Raw genomic sequence first — 19,643 nt, 5'->3', positions numbered from 1 at the left:
CCGGCCGACCTGGGCCCTGCCCGGGTCGGCCTGGGACTCAGAAGTCGTAGCGCGCCCCGACCATCACGCTGCGCGAGGGGCCCTGGAAGTTGAAGGTGGAAACCGAACCTACGCGCGACCAGTATTCCTTGTCGAGGAGGTTGTTCACGTCCAAGGTCGCGGTCAATTGCTTGGTGACCGGATAAGAGAACTTGGCATCCACCGTGGCATAGCCCGGGGCGGATACCGTCACGCCGTTGTTGGTTTGCGAGAAATCACTCATCGCCGTCACGCCAGCGCCGATGCTGAGGCCAGTTAGCGGGCCGCCCGCCAGGGTGTACTTGGTCCACAGCGAGGCCATGTGCTTCGGCATGGTAGAAAACAAGGTGTTGGCAACACCACTGAGATTTTCCGTACGCATATATGTATAGCCGGCAAGAACTTCCCAGCTATCAGTCAGCTTGCCACTCGCTTCGATTTCTGCGCCCCTAACCCGAGTCTTACCAGAGTTGGTGTAGAAGCCAGTAGACGCGCCATTTGCATCGAGTAGAGCCGCAGCTCTATTTTCATCCTCGAGTTGAAAAATCGACAAGCGAGTATTGATGTCGCCATTTAGGTAGCTGCCTTTGATACCAGTCTCGTACTGCTCACCCTCCCGCGGATCGATAGGATCGCCGTTAGCTTCCGTGTACTCGGCTTGCGGTTTGTAAACCCGAGAGTAGCTGGCATATAGAGAGTGATAGTCGTCTAGGTCGTAGACCACCCCTGCGTACGGAGTGACATAGCCGTTGTGTTGCTGATCGGCTGGCTTATTACTCTCAGCAGCCCTCGCTGTAGCGTAAGTGCGAGTATTGGCGTCACCACGATACCAACCGACACGTGCACCTCCGATCAAAGCGAGTCGTTCTATTGGACGAAAAGTCAGCTTCGAATAGAGACCGAATTCCTTCTCGTCGCTAGTCGATTCGGTTTGATAAACACGGGCCGGTTTGGCGATGGAGTCTGGTCTGTAGGTATTGATGTTGACGACAGCCAACCGAGGCGCACCGGTGGACGAGTTGTTGTAGTTGCCACTTTGGTACTCTGTATCGTAGTGCTTGTAGTCGGCCCCTACGACGAATTCGCTGACCTGCCCTAGTGCCTCGAACGGCTGGCTATAGCTGGCATCTAACGAATACGCATCCTGCTCGAAGCTCCGCGTAGTGCCGTTAATATTGACGTCGCCGTTGGCCTGCACCGCCCCGCCGGTGAAGGCATAGAGGTAGTCCGCCTCCCGATGCGAGGCCCGGGCGGCGAGGCGCCCATAGCCACCGTTATCGAATCTGTGGGTCAGCTCGAAGATGCCGTCGGTGGTCTTGCCGTCGAAGTAGTTCCAGTCCGCCCCCAGGAAACGCGACTGGCTGAAGTCCAGCAGATTGCCCTGGGCATCGGTGGGATAGCCATTGTGCGGGGTGAGGTTCTTGACCTGATGGATCAGGCCAAAGGAGATCTGGGTGGCGTCGGACAGGTCGATGTCCAGGTCGCCGTAATAGCTCTGGTCGGTGTTGGCGTTGTAGTCCACCTCGCCATTGGTGTCGGCGCGGGAGGCGACGAAGCGACCCCGGACATTCTTGCTTTCGGTGAGCGGACCGGCCAGGTCGATTTCCTGGTAGTTGGTGTCCCAGGAGCCGTAGCGCCCGGTGATGTGCCCCTGGAAGTCCTCGGTGCCGCGCTTGCGCACCATGTTGACGATGCCGCCCAGCTCGCTGGTGCTGTTGAACAGCCCCGAGGGCCCGCGCATGATCTCGACCCGGTCGAAGGGCGAGAGAATGGGCACGGTGCCGAAGATGCTGGTCATGGGCGCCGGCAGGCCGTCGATGTTGTATTCGTCGTATTCGTAGCCACGCGAATAGATGGAGGAGCGCCCGCTGTCGTTGGTCAGCACCCGCAGGCCGGCGGTGGACTTGGCCAGCTCGTCCAGGGTGTTGAAGTTGCGATCCTTGATGTAGTCGCTGGTGTAGGAGGTGATCGACTGGGGGATATCGCGCAGGGCGGCCGGCGTCTTGGTGCCCACGGTCGCCGAATCCACGGTATAGCCGCCGGTCTGTTCCGAGGGTGCCATGTCGTAGAGGCGATTGCCTTCGATGGTCAGGGTGTCCAGTTCCGTGGCGTTCTGCTCGGCCACCGTGGCGGCCAGGGCCGTCAGCGGAAAGGGAATCAGCGCGCCGATCAGAAGCAGCTGACGGAGAGCCCCGCGGCGAAGGCGGACGGGCTGGCAGAGGGTTCCTTGGGTGTTCATGGTGATCCTTGTGACCGTGGCGTTGCAGCCGACGCCGTGCACTGGAAGGCTGCTGTTCGCGTCGTCGCGCGAGGGCCAGCACTTTAAATGATAAAAACTCTCATTATCAAATGTTACGTTAAGCAATAGCTGTTCGCATTGCCAACGCCAGGCAGCCGTGATCCACGCCCGGAGGTCAGGACGGCATCAGGAAAGGATGCGAAAAAAGAGGGATCGACCGGACCGGGAGGGTCCAGTCACAGGAGCAGGCCAGGTGTGAGCAGGCCGGAGGGAGAAGCCCGGCGGTCGTTAGAGACCGGAAACCGCCGGCGTCTTGGCCGCTACCTGGCCAATCACTGGACTGGGCAGCCGGCAGACGATTTCGCCGATGGCGTTCATCCGCGCCAGACCACCGTCACCCTTGCAGGCGTGGTAATCGGCGAGGTGCTCGGAGGGTGAGTTGCGCAGGCCCTGATCGAGCGCCACCACCAGGGCGATGACCCCCAGGCCCAGGGCGACGATTTCGAACGTGCTGCGGGCACGATACCAGTGGATCGGTCGCGAAGGGCTCATGGCGGCTCCGGAGGATGGACGAATAGTGGCGAAGTGGCTCCTACTCTAATCGTCCTGGCCCGGATGTAAACAGCCGTTGCTCGCCTGGACGACAGCTGTCGTCGGCTCGTCAACGGCCGCCGGTTGGCAGCCCGTCACTGCGCCACCCTGACCATCTGCCCCGGAATCCCGGGGCGCGGTAGCCAGCAGGCTTCGTCATCCGCCTGAGCCACCGGTAACCGAAGCCGCCCTACCCTGCGCCCAGCGGCCGAGAGCAGCGCGGCAATTCGCCTCCTGCCGGCCGGCAAGGGAGGCGGAGCTTAGGTCAGGGATTTTCCTTGCTGGGCGTCTTGATATAGCCGGGCACGGCGGAATCGGGGGGCGTATTGCGCCCTTCGGTGGCCGCGGCTTCATTGGCCTGGGCCCGGTCTTCCTGCGCCTTGGCCTGCTCCTTGGAGGCCCGCTCGACCTTGCCTTCGGCCGCCTTCTCCTGGGCCTTCTGGCTATGGGCCTGGGCATCCTGGGCATGGTCTTCGGAGGTCTTGTCGCACGCGGTCAGGGTTGCGGCGGTAGCCAGTACGAGGGAGCACAGCAGAGCTTTGGACATCGGGTATTCCTAAGAAAAGAGACCTTTCAGGGACCTGGAGAAGCACGGGTTGGTTTCTAGCCCGCCGCGCCGGCTTTGCGACCTGAGGTGTCCGTCGCATGGCGGCCACGGAGGAACGCGCGCCGCATGCCTGGAGGTGGCGGATCTGGGATCGCCAGGGAGGGCCTCTCGCGCCTTTCCCAAAGAGCGAACCAGCCCGCCAGCCCCTGGCACGGGTGGCGGACGCCGCCCACGACAGCTGATCGCCTGGCCAAGGCCGCACGTCCGCGGACGATGCGGCCAGGTCCGGTGATGCGACTAGGCTGACAGCACGTTGGCCATGGACGGTAGCGGGACGCTCGATCGGGTCCCGGCGCTGATGGCCTCCTGCCTCGACACCGATAACAAAAGCAGGGAACCAGCATGACGATTCTTCAACGCGTGGTCGGCGGCATTGCACTTCTGGTGCTCCTGCTGCTGGGCATCGTCGCCGTGAGCTTCAACAGTACCCAGTCCATCCATGAGCGGCTGGCGGTCATCACCGAGCAATCCGCGCCGCTTGGCCAGGCCGTTGGCGAGATCAACGTGCAGTTGCTGGGGGCCAACCAGACCCTGCTCGGCCTGCTGGCCGAGACCGACGCCGCGGCGATCGCCACCCGCGAACAGCAATTCCAGCAGCAGTTCGCCGATTATCTGCAGCTGCACCAGCGCCTGCCGGCGCTGTTGCGCGCCCATGACCAGCTGACCCAGGCGCTCGATCAGGAGCAGAAGCTGGGCAATGCCTATGGCGACCAGGCGAAGACCCTCATCGACAGCTACCGCCAGCTGGTCGCCATCCGCCGCGAAACCCGCACCCTGCAGGGCTATGCCACGCCGGAGGCCAATCGGCTGTCCAGCTATCTGCAGGCCTACAGCGCGCAACAGAAGGCCGAAGGCGCCACTGCCGCCGTCCGCGCCGCCCAGATGCTGCTGATCGAAACGGACAAGACCTACGCCGCCTTCGCCGCCCAGGCGGCACGCCTGGATCTGCCAGGACTGGATGTAGTGCTCAACCAGCAGCAGGATGTCATCACCGATCGCCTGCGCGCCCTGGCCGCCATCGACGAGCGCAGCGCGCGCATCGTCGGGGTAATGGTCACCCGCCTCCTGCACGAGATGACCGCGCCCGATGGCCTGCGTCAGGCCTATCAGCGGCAGGCCGCGGCCGAAGGCCAGTTCGACGCCCAGCGCCAGCGCACCGGCACCGCCCTGCAGGCGACCCTGGACGCCCTGCGTACCCTCAGCGCCGGCGCCGTGGCCGTGGCCCAGCAGGCCAAGAGCGATACCGACGCTACCGTGGCCACCAGCCGCCAGGTGCTCGCCATCGTCGCCCTGCTGGCGATCGGCGCGGCCCTGATCATCGGCGTCTGGGTCGCGCGTGGCCTGCGGCGCCCGCTGCTGGCCTTCCGCGAGTCGCTGCGCCAGGTCACGGCCGGCGATCTGCGGGTCCAGTTCGATGTGCGCCGCAAGGACGAATTCAGCGAACTCGGCGGCTATCTCAACGAACTGATCCGCTCGCTGCAGACCACGGTGCAGACCCTCACCCAGTCGGCCGACGACCTCCGGCGCACTTCCCAGGCCAATGCCGACATCAGTGCCAGCACCACCCGCGCCGTGGAAGAGCAGACCGAGCGTCTGGGCTCCGCCGCCTCGGCGATGACGCAGATGGAAAGCACCGTGGCCGAGGTGGCCCAGCGCGCCCTCGACACCAAGGATGCCGTCGACCACACCTTCGCGCTGAGCACCACGACCGGCACCACCGTCGCCGAGACCATCGACAGCATCCAGCGCCAGGCGCGGCAGATCCAGGTCGCCGCCCAGGCCACCGATGAGCTGCAGGGCTATGGCCAGAGCATCGACGGCATCGTCGATGCCATCCGCAACATCGCCGAGCAGACCAACCTGCTCGCCCTCAACGCCGCCATCGAGGCGGCTCGTGCCGGTGAGAAGGGGCGCGGTTTCGCCGTGGTCGCCGACGAGGTGCGTTCCCTCGCCAGTCGTACCCAGGCCTCCACCACCGAAATCCAGCAGCAGATCGAACAGATGCAGCAGAAGATCCATTCGGTGGTGGAAATCATGGGGGTGAGTCGTGCCCAGTCCGGCGAGTGCGTGCAACTGGCCTCTTCCGCCCGGGAAGCCCTGCAGAGCATGAGCCAGGCGGTCGGCACCATCCGCGAGATGAACACCCAGATCGCCGCCGCCACCGAAGAACAGAGCGCCACCGTCCAGGAGACCAGTCGCATGATGGTGCAGATCAACGACGCCGCGCTCCGCGCCGCGGAAGGCGCCGACAGCGCCGCCCGCAGCAGCGAGGACCTTTCGCTCATGGCCAGCCGGCAGCGCGAGCTGCTGCAACGCTTCAGTGTCTGATCGGGGACCGACTCATGTTCAAGCCCAAGCTTCGTCTTCTCGCCGGTCTCGTCCTGGCCGCCACCTGGGTCAACCTGGCCCAGGCCAACGCGCCGCTCATCGGTGTCCTGACCTCCAAGCGCGACAACTTCCGCACCCTGCTGATCAACAACGTCGAGGAGCGCGCCCATACCCTGGACGCGGACCTCTTCCTGGAAAACGCCAACAGTGACAGCGCCCTGCAGCTGCGCCAGTACCGCAACCTGATCGCCGCCCACGTCGATGCGGTCATCGTCAATCTGATCGACGACAGCAACACCCAGGAGATGCTGGCGCTGGCGATGAGCAGCAAGGTGCCGCTGGTGTTCATCAACTACCGCCCCAGCGTCTCTCCCCTGCCCGCCTATGCCGGCTTCGTCGGCTCCGACGAGGTGGAGGCCGCGACGATGCAGATGGAGGAGCTGGCCCGCCGCGCCGGTTACAAGGGCAAGGTGGCGATCCTCATGGGCGAACCGGGCCACCCGGCGACCAAGCTGCGCACCGAGAGCGTCGAGAAGGTAGTGGCCAAGTATCCCGACATGCAGGTCGTGGTGAAGGCCTCGGCCAACTGGCAGCGCAGCGAGGCGACCGAACGCGTCCTGCAGTGGGTCGACAAGGGCGTGGCCTTCGACATCGTCGCCGCCAACAACGATGAGATGGCCATCGGTGCCATCCGTGGCCTGGAAAAGGCTGGCAAGCCGCTGACGAAGTTTCTGGTGGGCGGCATCGACGGTACGCCCGACGGCTTGCAAGAGATGCGCGAGGGCAAGTTGGCGGTCAGCGTGCTGCAGGATGCCAAGGGCCAGGGTCAGGGCGCGGTGGACATGGCCTTGCGCCTGGCCAATGGCTCCACCAGCAGCAATCTCACCCGGGTCCCCTTCCAGCTGATCACGCCGGACAACCTGGCGTCCTTCTAGCCCGGAAAGCAGGCGAGGCCATCCGTCTCCGGTGGCCTCGCCCGTCTTCAGTACCCAGTACCAGATGCCCGATTCGCTCGGGCACTCGGGACGCCTATTTTCAGAAGCGCCAGCTGAGTCGCGCGTCGAGGTCCTGGTCCCTGGTCCGACCGCTCAGTTGTCCGTCATAACCCAGGCCCAGCGAGACCGTCTCGCTCAACGCCAGGTCCAGCGCCCCGCGCACCACCGCCGCGTCACGCGCGATGGGCGCCCCCACCAGCTTGAAGTCCGGGCCGCCGGCGAAGGCCGCCTCATGCTCGGGGGTGGTGTCGCCAAAGGCGTGGCGCCAGCCCAGGATGGCACTCGGCACCAGCTTCCAGTCACCCAGCGGCTTGCTCGCCAGGTGCAGGCCGAGGGTGCTGAAGGTCACATCGGTATTCTGCCGCGGATTGTCCAGGTCCAGCGCCCCGCTACGCTCGTGGAAGCCGTCGGTCTGCAGGTGCACATGGGCCAGACTGGCGAAGGGCGAAAGATTCAGGCTCCCCGCCTCGATCCGATAGGCCAGCTCGCCGAAGGCCTGGGTGGTGCCGGCGTCGTAGTCCGGCGCCAGGCGCTGGTCGGTGCCGAGGATCGCCAGGTTGCGCCGTGCCTCCACCTGGTGCCAGCTATGGGCCAGGCCCAGCTTGAGGCTGAGGGCATCCCACTGTTGGCCTGCATAGAGGCCCAGGTGGTAGTCGGTGCTGTCCGCCGAGCCGGATTTGCCGCGCAGGTCGAGATCGGTGTGGCCGAAGCCCACCAGCCCGCCGACGCGCCAGCCGCCGTCCAGGGGTACGTCGCTGCCGATCAGCAGGCCGCGGCTGTGGCTTTCCAGGCTGCTGGCGTCGTGACTGCCGTCGTTGTGGCCCCAGGCGCCGAGGGCCTGGGTCCAGACCAGTCCGCGCTCGCGACTGCCGGCCAGCCCCTGGATGCCGGAGCTGGACGGGAGCTCGCTCTGGGCATCGCTCAGGCGATCGCTCATGGCAGTGCGCACCAGCCGGCTGTTTTCCACCAGCACGGTCTTGGTCGAGGCGTGCAGTTCGTTGCCCAGGCTCTGGAACGTCGAGCCTGCACCCGCGGCATTGGTCGCGGCGACCTGATTCCAGAGTGCATTGCCGGCGCCGGCGCGATCCAGGCCCGCAGCGGCGGCCCGGGCGTTACGGCCCTCGGCCAGGTCGGCGAAGGCCACGCCATTGCGCGCCAGACTCAGGGTCGCCTGGTTGGCGCCATAGCTCAGGGTCGGGGTCAGGAAGGCGAAGTCGGACTGGATGGGACCGAAGCGGCCGCTCAGCTCGTTGCCCGCGCTCAGCAGCTGATAGCTGCCCAGCGGCTGCCAGTAGGGGCTGGAAACCAGCGCCAGCGTGGCGCCATTGACGGTGATACCGCCCGTGGCCACCAGGCGATCGGCGCGGCCGCTGGCATCGGTCTCGACCTGGTAGACGGAGCCCTGGTCGAGGGTGACGTTGCCGTTGACGTTGAGCTGGCCCACCGAGTTGCCGGGGGCGAGAATGCCGCCCTGGGCCACGCGCAGGCTGCCGAAACTGCCATTGCCACCGAGGGTGGCGCCCGAGTTGACGGTGACCGCCGAACTGCCGAGGTTGCCGTTGATGGCCAGGCGACCCTGGTCGACGCGGGTGGTGCCGGCGAAGTCGCTGTTGCCGGTCAGGCTCAGGGAGCCGACCCCGGTCTTTACCAGGCTGCCGTTGCCGTGCAGGTTGTTGGCCAGGCTGTCGTTGACCGACTGATCCAGCACCAGGGTGGCGTTGTCGGTGATGTCGCCGCTGCCAAAGGCCCGGGCATGACCGCGCAGGGTACCGCCATTGATCAGCGTGCCGCCGCTGTAGGTGTTGAAGCCGCTGAGGGTGAGTTCGCCGCTGCCGTTCTTGGTCAGGCTGCCGCTGCCGCCGATGTCGTTGCGCCAGGCGTCGCGGGCGTTGAAGCCACCCTGGCTGGCGTCCAGGTTGACGCTGACATTGCCATTGAAGGCGCCGTAGCCGTCGGCCGCGGCCATCAGATTGAGCCGGCCGTAGCCGTTGGATTCGTCGATGACCGCATAGCCCGAAGACAGCTCGGTGCTGGCCAGGATGTCGCGGCGCTGACTGGCGGTGAGATAGGGAAAGCGCGTTTCCAGCAAGACCTCGGCGTTGACCGGCACCACCGGCGCCAGGTTGGTCGGGCCGACGGGGGCGAAGCCGTAGGTCAGGCGTGCGGTGTACAGCGCCTTGTCCTGGGCATGCTGGGATTGCCGATCGGTGGCTGGATCGATCCGGTCCACGCAGTTGTTGATGTCGCCGCCACATTGCTGGGCGAAGTAGACCTGGGCCTGGGCGAAGGCATCGCTGCGCAGCTGGGCGTTGTTGACCAGGTTGTCGATGGCGAAATAGGTGGCGGTGATGCGCCCGCCAATCACGTCCAGCGGCGAGTGCATGCCGGCGACGATGCGGTTGTTGCCCAGCTCCGAGGCGCGGAACAGTTCCTCGCCCAGGCGCTGGGGCACGGCATAGCCGAAGCCGATCCCGGCGAGATAGGCGGCGTTGGTGTGGCCGCTAGGAAAGCCGCCGTCGCTCTGCGGTGTGGTGCTGAGGGCCGGGCGCAACGACAGCGGCACGATGTCCACGCCCGCCTGGCGCCAGGGCCGCGGATACTGGTAGGCATTCTTGGCCGGGGTGGTGGAGGCATCGTTGCGGATCGCCTGGACCAGTTGCACCACCTTGCCCAGCTGCGAATTGGCGTCGCCGGCACCGTTGCCGTTGTCGCTGTACTTGGTGGTCTGGGTGGAGGCATCGAACACCGGGATGGTGGTGAAGGCGCCGGAGCCGGCCAGGTAGCCATTGGCCAGGGAACCCAGGCCGCTGATCAGGCTGTAGCTCTGGTCGCGGCGGTCATCGTAGTAGGCCGCTATCTCCTGGGCCTGGGTGCGGGTCTTCGCGAGGTCGACCACGTACTGGATATTGCGCTGCAGGATGGGCGCCCCGAAGGCGGTGGGCGTGCCGGTGTTCCAGCTGGCGCCGGGCGTCCAGAGCTTGTTGTAGCCGGATAGCAGATCGACGCCATTGATGGCGTTGTTGCCCGAACGGCTGGCTGCCTGCACCGAAAGTGCCAACAGCGACGCCGCGAATGCGATCGTCAACACCGCGGGTTTGTTACCTGAACGTTTCACCAGCGCTTCCCCTTGGGCCTGTGGATACAACTTGTTACAAGCTGTCTTGGGGCGGCGAGCCTAGAGCGGTGATGTGACGGTGTGGCGGCGGTTCGAAGGCAGTTTTACGACATCTTATGAAGCCCAGCACCACGACTCGCAGGCCGCAGCGGCAACGGTGCTTCGTATGTGGTGAGCGGGTCCTAACCGAGGCGCAACCTGTCCAGATCGCACCAGAGGTGCAGCTTGGTGAACCAGGTATCTCCCACGGCGACCGCCAGCGGCTCTCTGCCGAAGACGCTGAAGCCTGCCTGCTCGTACAGCGCCAGAGCGGCCTGATTGCCCTCGGTGACCGTGAGCTGGACGACCCTCAGGTCAGGCCAGGTCGCTGCCTGGGCCAGCAATTCGCCGAGCAGACCTTTCGCCAGGCCCAGCCGCCGGTGCCGATCGGGCACGTACAGGCCGAACAGGGTCGCCTTGTGCCGAGCCTTTTCCCGCGTCTCGCGGCTCAGCCCCACCACGCCCAGCAGCTCCGCGCCCTGGGTCGCGCCCCAGACCCGTTCCCCTGCTCCGTCACCCTCCTGCAGACGACGCTCCCACCACCCGAGCGGCAGCCCGGCCCGCTCTGCAGGACTGGAGGTGAAGGCTTCCGGATGCCTGGCATAGGCGTCCAGCATCAACTGGCGATAGGCGGGAGCCCAGGTCGGGCCCAGACGCTGGATGTTCATTGCCAACCTCCCTTTCAATCGACAATCCGCTTACCGAAGCCAGGGCGGATGCACTGGACGAGCCTGTCGCGTCCGCTCAGAAATCGTCGTAGCAGACCTTCCAGAACAGGTCGATGCTGCCGTCGTCACGGTGGGCCACGATCAGCCCCTCGGTCTCCTCGAAGGCCTCGAGCAACAGCGCCCAGTCTTCGCTGCTGGCCTCCAGGCGCTCCACATGGACGTGCCTGTCGAGGACCCCGCGGGCGTTGTTGACCAGCCGCGAGACCCTCATCGTCAGACGGTCATAGGAAGTCAGCTGAGACGACTGGCTGTATGCCATGGGCGCAGCCTCCATACCTGTTTTTTTATACAGTATTTCCCGATTCGGGTAATTGGCAAGTTGCTGTCCGCTCCGGTCCACCAGCGAACAGTCCACGCCCTTGTCTCGGACCCTACCCGGCTTGTATCCGGCTGACCAGGCGGATACCCGAGCTCCCCTCGGCAGACCAGGCGCCGTCCATCCATAAATTGGCACCAACCATCCCCGGGAAAGATGTGACATGGATCACTTTTTCGCCGTTATGGTCAGACTTACCCGCTATGTCCAGGTCGCCCCTGGCGGGCACTCGCACCTGCCTTCGCCTCGGCGATTAACCGACGGCCCTGGAGGCTACGTCCAGGGTGGCAGGTATTCAACGTCCGTCCGCGGGCGAAAAACTATCGCGATAACAATTACCGCATGTCCGCCGGAGACTCGTCCTCGCCGGCCTCTATCCAGGTAGTCCTAATGCAGCACAATGGCTGGAATTTCCTCAGCAACATCAGCGTCCGGGCCAAGCTGGCGCTTGGCTTCTCCCTGCTCATCGGCATGATCCTGCTGGTGGCCTACACCGGCTGGCAAGCCACGGACGCCCTGCGCGATCGCAGCGAACGAATCGGCGACATCTCCGGCTACAGCACCCTGGCGCGCGACATGCGCATCGAGCGCCTCGTCTATATCGTCAAGGCCGACGATGCCCAGGCGGCAAAATGGCTGGCCGCACTGGACAAGATCGAAGCTCAATTGCAGAGCATCGTTCCCAACTTCAACTCGAAGGCCAACGAAGCCCTGCTGAGCGAAGCCCAGGGCGCACTCAAGCGCTATCGGGACTTCTACACCCAGGTCGTGACCGCCACGCGGGAGCGTGCGGCGATCCAGCAGGCGGCGACCGCCACGGCGGAAGCGGCCAACACCTATGTGCTGGCCTTGGCCACGGCGGCCAACGCCCCGGATGGGCGAGTCGAAGACCGCCAGCAGGTGGCGGCCCTCTTCATCGACCTGCAGCAGATGCGCATTGCCCTGCGCAGCTATGCCACCACGCCTACCAAGGAAAGCGAGGCCGCGGCCCAGGGTGCCCTGGACGGTATCCAGGCAAAGGTCAAACGACTCGCCACGACCAGCGCCTTGCCGACCGAGACGCTGCAGACGCTTGGCAAGGAACTCGCCGGCTACCAGCAGCGCCTGCAACAGCTGATCACTGCCCAGGTCCAGGTGGATCAGGGCCAGGCCGGAATCACCACCACCATCACCACGCTGCTGTCGGTGGCCGACAAGCTGACCGCGATCCAGAAGGAATTCCAGCTGGCGGATGTGAGCGGTGCACGTCAGCTGTTGCTGGTATGGCTGGCCATCGCGATCGCCCTGGGCCTGCTGGGCGCCTGGCTGATCACCCGCTCCATCGTCCGCCCCCTGAAGGACACCGTTCTGCTGGCCCAGACGGTCGCCAACGGCGACTTCACCCATCAGCTGGAGGTGACCCGCAAGGATGAACTGGGCGCGCTGCAGCTCAGCATGCTGCAGATGACCACGAACCTGCGTGGACTCATTGGCGAGATGAAGGACGGCGTCGTCCAGGTCGCCAGTGCCGCCGAGCAGCTGTCGGCGGTGACCGAGCAGACCAGCGCTGGCGTGCAGGCGCAAAAGATCGAGACCGATCAGATCGCCACCGCGATGCAGGAGATGACGGCGACCACCCACGAGGTGGCGCGCAATGCCGGGGCAGCCGCCCGCTCGGCACAGGAGGCCAGTCAGCAGGCCCAGCAGGGCGACCAGGCGGTCGACAAGGCCGTCGCCCAGATCGAACTGCTGGCGCAGGAAATGGCATCCACCAAGGCGGCCATGGCCACCCTGCGTGGCCATGCCGACAGCATCGGCGGCGTGCTCGACGTGATCAAGGCCGTTTCCGAGCAGACCAATCTGCTGGCGCTCAATGCGGCCATCGAAGCCGCTCGGGCCGGCGAGGCGGGCCGCGGCTTCGCGGTGGTCGCCGACGAGGTCCGCGGCTTGGCCCAGCGCACCCGCTCCTCGACCGACGAGATCGCCCAGCTCATCACCGGCCTGCATCAGAGCACCGATCGCATGGCGGCCGTGCTCGACCACAACGTGCAGTTGACCGACAGCAGCGTCGGCCTGTCGCGCGAGGCGGGCGAAATGCTCAAGCGCATCACCCGCTCGGTCAAGGACATCGAATCGATGAACGATCAGATCGCCTGCGCCGCACAGCAGCAGGGTGCGGCGGGCGAAGAGATCAGTCGCAACGTCACCAATGTCCGCGACATTTCCGACCAGACCGCTGCCGCCAGCGAAGAGACGGCGTCCTCGAGCATGGAGCTGGCCCGCATCGGCGTACGCCTGCAGGAGATGACCACCCGCTTCAAGGTCTGAAAAACGCCCAGCCCCCTGCCACAGCGGCCTGTGGCAGGGGCTCGGACCGTCAGGTTCTCCAACTCAACCACTGGTCATCTGGGACGAATCTCCAAACGAGAAGGCGGTCACAGAATGCCATCATATTGACATCACACGTCTATCTTCGGACGTCGCTATCCACCCTGTCAGCCCGGGCTTGCCATGAAAACCTCCCCAGAGCTGGGTCGGCTCGTCGATCAAACGCTTGCCCAACCGGTCGGGCCCTTTGCCTTCACCCCGGTGCTGGAGCGCCTGTTTCAGCTGGACATCCACAAGCAGCGCACGCGTCACCTCACGCGCTGCCTGCTCATCGGCACCCTGAGCTACAACAGCTTTCTGATCTGGTGGTGGCTCCTGCTGCAAGACGCCCTGCCCTGGGCGGCCGCCCAGATGCTGGGGATCGCCACACCCTTCGCGCTGTTGGTCGTGGTGCTGCTGCGCGGGGTACCGACGCGCTGGCGCGAAACCCTGGCCTCGCTGCCGTTCTATGTCGGCCTGCTGGTGGTCTACAACCTGGTGATCAATGGCCCGTCGGGCAGGGAGATGAATCAGACGCTGTTCATCTTTACCTGGCCGCTGATGCTGGCCTTCGTCAACACCTGCATGAAGAGTCCGCTGCTGCCGGCCCTGCTGTTCAATGGCTTCGCCCTGTCGGTGATCGCCCTTGCCGTCCATGAAGCGCCGGTGTCACCGATCGTGGGTGGGCTGATGATGACCAACGCCATCGTCATGGCCTTCTTTTCCCTGTTGGCCAGCTACTGGCTGAACGTCGAAGGGCGCCGCTCCTATCTCTACAAGCTGCGTGAAGAAGTCCGCCTGGCGTCACTCAATTCGGCCAACCAGGATCTGCAGATCCTCTCGGAAACGGATTCCCTCACCGGCCTCGCCAATCGGCGTCAGCTCCATCTGCTGCTGGAGGCCTTCTGGCAGCGGCGCCTGGCCGGCGAACAGGGGGCCGTACTGCTGATCGACGTGGATCACTTCAAGCGCTACAACGACTACTACGGCCACCTTGCCGGGGATGATTGCCTGCGCACCGTGGCCAAGGCCCTGGCGGTCGGGTTGGGCCCGGGTGACAGGGTCGGTCGCTATGGCGGCGAGGAGTTCGTCGTGCTGCTGGAGCGGATCGGTCCGGCCGCCGCGCTGGACGTCGCCAAGACCATCCTGCAACGCGTTCGCGACCTGCGGATCCCGCACCAGGGCCGCCAGGATGACAAGACCCAGGTCACCGTCAGCATCGGCATCGCCCGCAGCGGTCTTGCCGGCCTGAGCACCGCGGAGGACCTGCTCGACTGTGCGGATCGCGCCCTCTACCGCGCCAAGCGCGATGGCCGTGACCGGGTCTTCGAGGGCGGCATCGATGCCATCCTCGGCGCGCCCCTGGACCATGCCGAGCTGCTCACGCCGGAAGATGTCCGCAAGGGGCTGGTGGGCAACGAATTCCTGCTGCACTACCAGCCCATCTACCGCGTCGAGCCCAGGCAGGTGACGGGTTACGAGGCGTTGCTGCGCTGGCAGCACCCGACCCTGGGCCTGGTCTCGCCCGAGGTGTTCATCCCGTTGGCCGAACAGGGCAACTTCATCATCGCCCTGGGCGAATGGGTGGTGAAGGAGGCCTGTCTCGCGGCCAGTCAGTGGCCCCCGCACCTGAGCGTCTCCATCAATCTCTCGCCGCTGCAATTCGCCGATCCCATGCTGCACGAGCGGGTGTCCGCGGCCCTCAGACTCTCGCGCCTGGCGCCGAATCGCCTGGTGCTGGAAGTCACCGAAGGGGTGGAACTGGTCATAGATACCCGGACCCGCCAGTCCTTCGCCCTCCTCCAGCTGCTGGGCATCCGCATGGCCCTGGACGACTTCGGCAGCGGCTTCGCCGGCCTGGGCCCCATCCTCGAACTGCCCTTCCAGTTGATCAAGATCGATCGGCGGATCCTGGCGATCCAGGATGAGGAACAGCGCGGCGAGGTGCTGAGCTCCCTGTTGCTGCTGGGCAAGGCCATGAAGCTGGAGGTGCTCTGCGAAGGCGTGGAAACCCCGGAACAACTGGCGCTGCTGCAGCAGCTGGGGGTCCGGCTCGCCCAGGGCTATCTGCTGGGCAGGCCGGCGGCCGCGCCGAGCGGTCAGCAATTGCAGCTGATGGCGTCCCTGGAAGCCTGAGGCCCGGCCGCTGGCCGCCCATGACGGCAGCCTGCAGAGCGGCCACCGGCCCGTTTAGAAGATCGCCAGGCTATCCAGGACCGCCGTGTAGAGCGCGGTCCCGTAGGTGACCACGCCGAGCGGCACCCCCACGGCGGCGCCCAGGATCAGGGCGCAGACCAGCAGCGCCACCAACGGTATCCCGAACACGGGCTGCACCAGAAAGTGGTCAGGGTCGGTCTGCCCGGCCGCCTTGGCCTTGGACGCCGCTGCCGGGTTGCCGGCGTCGGAACGGGAGCGCGTGGCGGGCGCAGGCTGCTCACGCCCGGGCCTGGCCTTGCCTTCCATCTCGATCAGGTTGGCGATATCGGCGAGGGTGCCGCTGTTGCGGGTGATCTGCTCATGAGCAGCGCGGAGGGAATCGGGCTTGGCCGTGCGGCCTGCACCGCGAGGAGGTCTTCGTGAGGCGGTCATAGTGCAAGAAACGGCGGAGAAGGCGCTTAGAATGACACAGACTGAGGTTAGGGTTATTAACCTTAATCGCATGCATGGCCAATTGCCACCACCTCTTTTCCTGCAGCAAGGCCTGGGTGCGCAATGAGTGCCCAACGACCCTGGTTCCGGCAAGTCAGAGGCGGCCTGGGTAGGAATCTGCCTGAGCGCCTTTCGACAGACCGACAACCCGCCTCAGGAGGACCTCAGGGTGCTGACTTCGCCGGTACCTGCTTGAGCAGCGGAACGCTGATTTCTTCTTCGGCCTCGAGCGCGGCCAGCGCCAGGTGAATGGCTTCGAGTCGCTCCTGTGCCGAGTAGTCTTCCCCGTGGTCTGGCAGCTCCAGCTGTGGCTCGGGGCCGCCAGGGGTCGGCCATTCGCAGGCGTCAGCGCGGCCTGCAGCGAAATGGTGGGCCAGGGTTTCCAGCGAGGGATTGGGCTGAGGTTCTCCCGCTTCATTCGGCCGAGCGGACTCGCTCGGGCCCGGCTTGTCCCCGGGCTCGGGCGCAGCGTCCTGCTGGACGTATAGAGCTACCGCTGTCCCCTCGCCCTGACCCTTAGCAGTCAACGCCGCCTGGGTGCGCGCCAGTTCGAGGGTGGGCACTATCCCGGCCTGGTACAGGGCCAACAGCTCGGCATCGACATAGCCCAGCAAGAGGTAATTCGTTGACGTTTCACTGCCATCTGCCCGCATCTCAGTGCTTCCTGAATCGGTTGAAGAATCGCGCTCGTGGGCCGCGCGGTGAATGCTACGGCCGATATTCTGCCGGCGCTGTCGATCGCTAGGCAGGAAAGATCGCTCGCGCGAGCAGACCGGTGCTCTCGAGGCAGTTGAACGCAGCAAATTCGCTTGTGGAAACCGCACCTGCCGTGACGTGTGAAGTGGAGGCGGTAAGGCACAGATCACCCCGAATGCCAGCCCCATCTGCCGCAGCCGGCCAGGTCTATCGCTGCACGGCGATGCACTTGATCTCCGCGAGGAGTCCGGCATGGGCCAGTTCGGCGACGCCGATGCAGGTCCAGGCGCACGTCCCCCTGGGAAAAAGCGCATCCTTCACGCGCCTGAACACTGGCATGTGCCTGGGCAGGTCGACGTGGAACGTCGTCAGCTCGACCACGTCCTGGAAGGTGCAGCCACCCGCGGCCAGGACAGTGCGAAGATTTTCCCAGGCTGCCCGGAATTGCTGCTCGGGGTCCTCGATCACCTCCAGGTCCGGCGTGCGGCCCACCTGCCCTGCGCAATAGAGCGTCTTGCCGACCTTCACGGCGGGGACATAACCCGCACGCTCCACGAGCAGGCTCATGCTGTCAGGGATGATCAACTGGCGGTCTGTCATCGTCTTCGCGCTCACGGCCATAGCCACAGAAAGCACAGGCTAACAACAGCCGCGGTCCGCGGCCTAGCCCCGGCCTTTCCTGGGCTGCCTCGAGCGTCTGTCCTTTCGGGCGCCGTCCCAACCCCCTGGAGTGACGGTCAGGGTCACTCATCCCGCAGACGACTGTCGCTTTCGGCGGAAGCCCGTACCGACTGCCCGGATTCAAGCCCTCACAGCGAAAATCGGCTGAAACACGCGTTCTAGACAGCTTTTTTCTCAAGTTACCGCAACCCTTGCCGTTACGTTTCTCACACTCCTCAACCGGTACATGGATATGACCCTTCGCGCGTTCAACATCGCCACCCGCAGCCTGCTGTGCTTCGGCCTCCTCGCCTTGCTGGTAGCCGGGCTGGGTATTTTCGGCATCACCCAGATGTCGCAGATCAGGGACCAGAGTCTGGTGATCGAAACGAGCAGCATCCCGGGGATCGTGGAAGCCGATAACCTGGCCCTGCAACTGGCCCGGACCCGCATCGAGGTGCTGCGCCTGCTGGCCATACCTGATGCCGCTACCGTCGCCAACACGCGCAAGAAGATCGAGAGCATCAGTGGCGAGGTCGCCGACGCCTTCGGCCGCTATGCCGGCATGGTCAGCTCCGACCGTGAGCGCCAGGCCTTCGAGACCCTGCGCCAGGTCCACCGGGACTACCTCAACAATGTCAACAAATTGGCCGATCTGGTCGCCGCCGGCAAGGTGGAAGAAGGCCGGGCCCTGGTGCAGGCGGCCATGGCCCAACTGGGCACCAAGATGAACGAGAGCACCGAGGCCCTGCGCAAGGTGAACCAGGAGGACGTCAAGGCAGCCACCGAGGACGCGGGCATCACCTATAGCCACTCCAAGACGATCACCTGGCTGTCCATCGGCCTCGCGCTGGGCCTGCCCCTCCTGCTGGCCTGGCGCATGACGGTCAGCCTGACCTACCCCATAGCCACCGCGGTGGCCGCGGCCAGGGTCATTGCCAGCGGCGACCTGACCCAGACCCTGGACGCCCGTGGTCACGATGAGGCTGCCCAACTGCTGCAGGCCATGCAGCAGATGCAGACCAATCTACGCGACACCCTGGGCCATCTGGGCCAGTCGGCCACCCAGCTGGCCTCCGCCGCCGAGGAAATGACCGCCGTCATGCAGGAGAGCGCCAACCGCCTGCAGCAGCAGAACAGCGAGATCGAGATGGCCGCCACCGCGGTGACCGAGATGAGCCAGGCGGTCGAGGAAGTGGCCGGCAACGCCACCTCCACCTCCACCGATTCGCGCCAGGCCGCGGCCAGCGCGCGTGACGGCCAGCAGCAGCTGGGCAATACCCTGGTTGCGATCGAGACCCTGACCAACAACGTGATGAGCGCCAGCGATCGCGCTCGCGAGCTGGCCGAACAGACCCGCAATATCAGCCAGGTCCTCGACGTCATCCGCTCGGTGGCCGAGCAGACCAACCTGCTGGCGCTCAATGCGGCCATCGAAGCCGCGCGGGCAGGCGATGCCGGTCGCGGCTTCGCGGTGGTGGCGGACGAGGTCCGGGGCCTGGCCCAGCGTACTGGGGACAGCACGCGCGAAATCGAGAAGATGATCGGCAGCATCCAGCACGGTACCGGCCAGACCGTGAATGCCTTGCTGACTAGTGCCGACCAGGCGCGCCAGACCCGCGAACAGGCGCAGGCCGCCAGTGGCGCCCTGGAGACCATCGCCCAGTCGGTGTCGGGTATCGATGAGCGAAATCTGGTGATCGCCAGTGCCGCGGAGGAACAGGCGCAGGTGGCCCGTGAGGTCGACCGCAATCTGGTACGGATCCGCGATCTGTCGGTCCAGACGGCGACCGGCGCAGAACAGACCCGCGCCGCCAGCCAGCAGCTGTCTGAACTGGCAGTCGAGCTGAACGGACAGATTCGCCGGTTCCGCGTGTAGACGTCGCCGCGCCTCCAGGTACCGCCCCCTGTCCCGGGTCCTGTCGGCAAACGGCCAGCAGGCTGACGCAGGGTTACGACACGTCGAGTACCACCCGATACGGGTGATACTCGACGGGCTCCGGGCTGTACCGAGCGAGCGCTAGGACGGAGTAACGATGACGTCGTTCGAGTGAGAGGACGGCGTCGCCGTAATCGGCAGAGCGCGCCATCCTGACTTCTGGACCTCTAGCTCTGCGGAATGCAGCGTCAAGGACCTCGGAGCCATCTAGACGGCCTGCGTAACGTCCTAAGTCGTCCCGGCCTGGCCGTCGTACGGTGAAACATCTATCTGCCTAGTATTGAAATTAGACCAAGGTCTAATTCAGACGAACGGTCATTCATCTCTGTAAACGAATGTGTCCCTTTGCCATCCTAAAAAAGGCAGAGGGCCTTTGT

At 65.1% G+C, this 19,643-nt stretch carries 14 protein-coding genes and 2 pseudogenes; 7 read left to right on the top strand and 9 right to left on the bottom strand.

Going from position 1 to position 19,643, the window contains the following annotated elements; all coding sequences use genetic code 11:
* Positions 1–37 precede the first annotated feature (37 nt).
* From ACZ5R1_RS08115 to ACZ5R1_RS08105, 3 genes are all read right to left on the bottom strand, one after another.
* Positions 38–2,257, bottom strand: coding sequence for a TonB-dependent siderophore receptor (locus ACZ5R1_RS08115; protein WP_115946607.1), 2,220 nt, complete (start codon positions 2,255–2,257; stop codon positions 38–40).
* A gap of 288 nt (positions 2,258–2,545) precedes the next feature.
* Positions 2,546–2,809, bottom strand: coding sequence for a hypothetical protein (locus tag ACZ5R1_RS08110; protein WP_007160310.1), 264 nt, complete (start codon positions 2,807–2,809; stop codon positions 2,546–2,548).
* 304 nt (positions 2,810–3,113) lie between these two features.
* On the bottom strand, positions 3,114–3,395 hold the full coding sequence (locus ACZ5R1_RS08105) for a hypothetical protein (protein ID WP_027599928.1): 282 nt from the start codon (positions 3,393–3,395) through the stop codon (positions 3,114–3,116).
* Positions 3,396–3,797: 402 nt separating this feature from the next.
* Here ACZ5R1_RS08105 and ACZ5R1_RS08100 point away from each other — a divergent pair.
* The 3 genes and pseudogenes from ACZ5R1_RS08100 to ACZ5R1_RS08090 all read left to right on the top strand — a co-directional run.
* Positions 3,798–4,877, top strand: a pseudogene (locus ACZ5R1_RS08100) (methyl-accepting chemotaxis protein); the annotation flags it as partial.
* Positions 4,878–5,069: 192 nt separating this feature from the next.
* Positions 5,070–5,783, top strand: coding sequence for a methyl-accepting chemotaxis protein (locus tag ACZ5R1_RS08095; protein WP_464713272.1), 714 nt, complete (start codon positions 5,070–5,072; stop codon positions 5,781–5,783).
* A gap of 14 nt (positions 5,784–5,797) precedes the next feature.
* Positions 5,798–6,718 (top strand): substrate-binding domain-containing protein, encoded by a 921-nt coding sequence (locus tag ACZ5R1_RS08090; RefSeq protein WP_115946605.1) that lies wholly within the window; start codon positions 5,798–5,800, stop codon positions 6,716–6,718.
* 100 nt (positions 6,719–6,818) lie between these two features.
* Here ACZ5R1_RS08090 and ACZ5R1_RS08085 read toward each other — a convergent pair whose 3' ends face one another.
* The 3 genes from ACZ5R1_RS08085 to ACZ5R1_RS08075 all read right to left on the bottom strand — a co-directional run bounded on the left by ACZ5R1_RS08085 (position 6,819) and on the right by ACZ5R1_RS08075 (position 10,919).
* Positions 6,819–9,863: an autotransporter domain-containing protein gene (locus tag ACZ5R1_RS08085; RefSeq protein WP_464713271.1), complete on the bottom strand. Its 3,045-nt coding sequence runs from the start codon at positions 9,861–9,863 to the stop codon at positions 6,819–6,821.
* 212 nt (positions 9,864–10,075) lie between these two features.
* Complete coding sequence (locus ACZ5R1_RS08080) at positions 10,076–10,600, bottom strand: GNAT family N-acetyltransferase (protein WP_037007895.1); 525 nt, start codon at positions 10,598–10,600, stop codon at positions 10,076–10,078.
* Between the two features lie 76 nt (positions 10,601–10,676).
* Positions 10,677–10,919, bottom strand: a complete 243-nt coding sequence (locus tag ACZ5R1_RS08075; RefSeq protein WP_100168972.1) for a DUF1654 domain-containing protein — start codon at positions 10,917–10,919, stop codon at positions 10,677–10,679.
* Between the two features lie 399 nt (positions 10,920–11,318).
* Here ACZ5R1_RS08075 and ACZ5R1_RS08070 point away from each other — a divergent pair.
* The 3 genes and pseudogenes from ACZ5R1_RS08070 to ACZ5R1_RS08060 form a co-directional block, all read left to right on the top strand.
* Positions 11,319–12,377 (top strand): annotated as a pseudogene (locus tag ACZ5R1_RS08070) (methyl-accepting chemotaxis protein); the annotation flags it as partial.
* 33 nt (positions 12,378–12,410) lie between these two features.
* Positions 12,411–13,283, top strand: a complete 873-nt coding sequence (locus tag ACZ5R1_RS08065) for a methyl-accepting chemotaxis protein (RefSeq protein ID WP_414704449.1) — start codon at positions 12,411–12,413, stop codon at positions 13,281–13,283.
* Between the two features lie 183 nt (positions 13,284–13,466).
* The gene (locus tag ACZ5R1_RS08060) at positions 13,467–15,458 is read left to right on the top strand and encodes a putative bifunctional diguanylate cyclase/phosphodiesterase (RefSeq protein WP_464713011.1); all 1,992 of its coding nucleotides are present in this window, start codon (positions 13,467–13,469) and stop codon (positions 15,456–15,458) included.
* 54 nt (positions 15,459–15,512) lie between these two features.
* Here the strand turns inward: ACZ5R1_RS08060 and ACZ5R1_RS08055 are convergent, their stop codons facing one another.
* From ACZ5R1_RS08055 to ACZ5R1_RS08045, 3 genes are all read right to left on the bottom strand, one after another.
* Entirely contained in the window at positions 15,513–15,911 is a 399-nt protein-coding gene (locus tag ACZ5R1_RS08055) for a hypothetical protein (protein WP_027599935.1), read from the bottom strand.
* 224 nt (positions 15,912–16,135) lie between these two features.
* Positions 16,136–16,585, bottom strand: coding sequence for a hypothetical protein (locus ACZ5R1_RS08050; protein ID WP_464713010.1), 450 nt, complete (start codon positions 16,583–16,585; stop codon positions 16,136–16,138).
* 289 nt (positions 16,586–16,874) lie between these two features.
* On the bottom strand, positions 16,875–17,267 hold the full coding sequence (locus tag ACZ5R1_RS08045; protein WP_042133280.1) for a RidA family protein: 393 nt from the start codon (positions 17,265–17,267) through the stop codon (positions 16,875–16,877).
* 313 nt (positions 17,268–17,580) lie between these two features.
* Here ACZ5R1_RS08045 and ACZ5R1_RS08040 point away from each other — a divergent pair, with 313 nt between their 5' ends.
* Positions 17,581–19,206, top strand: coding sequence for a methyl-accepting chemotaxis protein (locus ACZ5R1_RS08040; RefSeq protein ID WP_464713009.1), 1,626 nt, complete (start codon positions 17,581–17,583; stop codon positions 19,204–19,206).
* Positions 19,207–19,643 lie beyond the last annotated feature (437 nt).

It is taken from the genome of Pseudomonas sp. Pso3, from assembly GCF_055393275.1.
The sequence above is the reverse complement of the archived record's forward strand: the minus strand, read 5'-3'. Positions and strand labels throughout refer to the sequence as shown.